We start from the raw sequence: 1,190 nt of genomic DNA, 5'->3' as shown, positions 1-1,190 counted from the left end.
GCGCCACCGGCAACAATCCGGGCAGCCGCCTGGTCGTCCGGGACGACGGCAACGTCGTCATCTACCGTCCCGACGGTGCGGCGGTCTGGGCCACCAATACCGTTCAGCCGTGAGCCGCGGGCTTTCCGACGGACGAGTCGTGTCGCGGGAGGCGGCGCAGCCGAGCGGCCCGGATCAGTCGTCGCGGTGGACGCGCTCCTTGCGCTCGTGGCGCTCCTGCGCCTCGAGCGAGAGGGTGGCGATGGGGCGGGCGTCGAGGCGCTTGAGCGAGATGGGCTCGCCGGTCTCCTCGCAGTAGCCGTAGGTGCCCTCCTCGATGCGGCGGAGCGCGGCGTCGATCTTGGAGACGACCTTGCGCTGGCGGTCGCGGGTGCGGAGCTCGAGCGCGCGGTCGGTCTCCTCGGAGGCGCGGTCGGCGATGTCGGGGATGTTGCGCGTCCCCTCCTGCATGTGCTCGATGGTGCCCTTGTTCTCCGCCAGGATCGACGCCTTCCAGGCCAAGAGCTTGCGGCGGAAGTAGTCGAGCTGGCGGGGGTTCATGAAGGGTTCGTCTTCGCTCGGCAGGTACTCGACGTCGAACTTCGTTTCGGCCTTCATGGACGCTCACACCTCAAATGGTTACCGGGCCGTCACTTCGCCGCCGAGCTCTGCGCCGAGCTGTCTCCGACTACCCGGGCCCGATCGTTTTCGCTGGGCACCCGATATAGCCTTTCCCGCGGGATGTCACGAGGAACATGAGGGAACTTGCTTAACCGACGCGCGCTGCTAGGTTGACGCCGAGCGATCGGCAGCGGGCAGAACGAACGATGAAATTCGAAGGGACGGCGGATTACGTCGCCACGCCGGACCTGACCGTCGCGGTCGACGCCGCCATCGCGCTCGAGCGCCCGCTGCTCGTCAAGGGCGAGCCCGGGACCGGCAAGACCGAGCTCGCGCGGCAGATCGCGGCGAGCCTGCGCCTGCCGCTCCTCGAATGGCACGTGAAGTCGACCACCAAGGCGGCGCAGGGGCTCTACGAGTACGACGCCGTCAGCCGGTTGCGCGACAGCCAGCTTGGCGAGGAACGGGTGCACGACGTCCGGAACTACATCCGCAAGGGGCCGCTCTGGCGCGCCTTCGAGTCGGAGGGCAAGGTCGTGCTGCTGATCGACGAGATCGACAAGGCCGACATCGAGTTCCCGAACGACCTG

General features: G+C 68.0%; 2 protein-coding genes. One reads left to right on the top strand and one right to left on the bottom strand.

The window, feature by feature from the left end; translation table 11 throughout:
- Window positions 1-174: 174 nt before the first annotated feature.
- A complete protein-coding gene (dksA, locus tag Q0112_RS13990; RefSeq protein ID WP_297976291.1) occupies window positions 175-597 on the bottom strand; it encodes an RNA polymerase-binding protein DksA in 423 nt (140 codons plus the stop codon).
- Between the two features lie 209 nt (window positions 598-806).
- On the opposite strand from dksA, the gene Q0112_RS13985 reads away from it, so the two are divergent.
- Window positions 807-1,190, top strand: a 384-nt coding sequence (locus tag Q0112_RS13985) for a MoxR family ATPase (protein WP_297976289.1), incomplete at its 3' end; no start/stop codon positions are given.

The organism is uncultured Amaricoccus sp. (assembly GCF_937858865.1).
GTDB lineage: Bacteria > Pseudomonadota > Alphaproteobacteria > Rhodobacterales > Rhodobacteraceae > Amaricoccus.
Note: the sequence above shows the minus strand (reverse complement) of the source record. Positions and strands in the feature narration are given on the sequence as shown.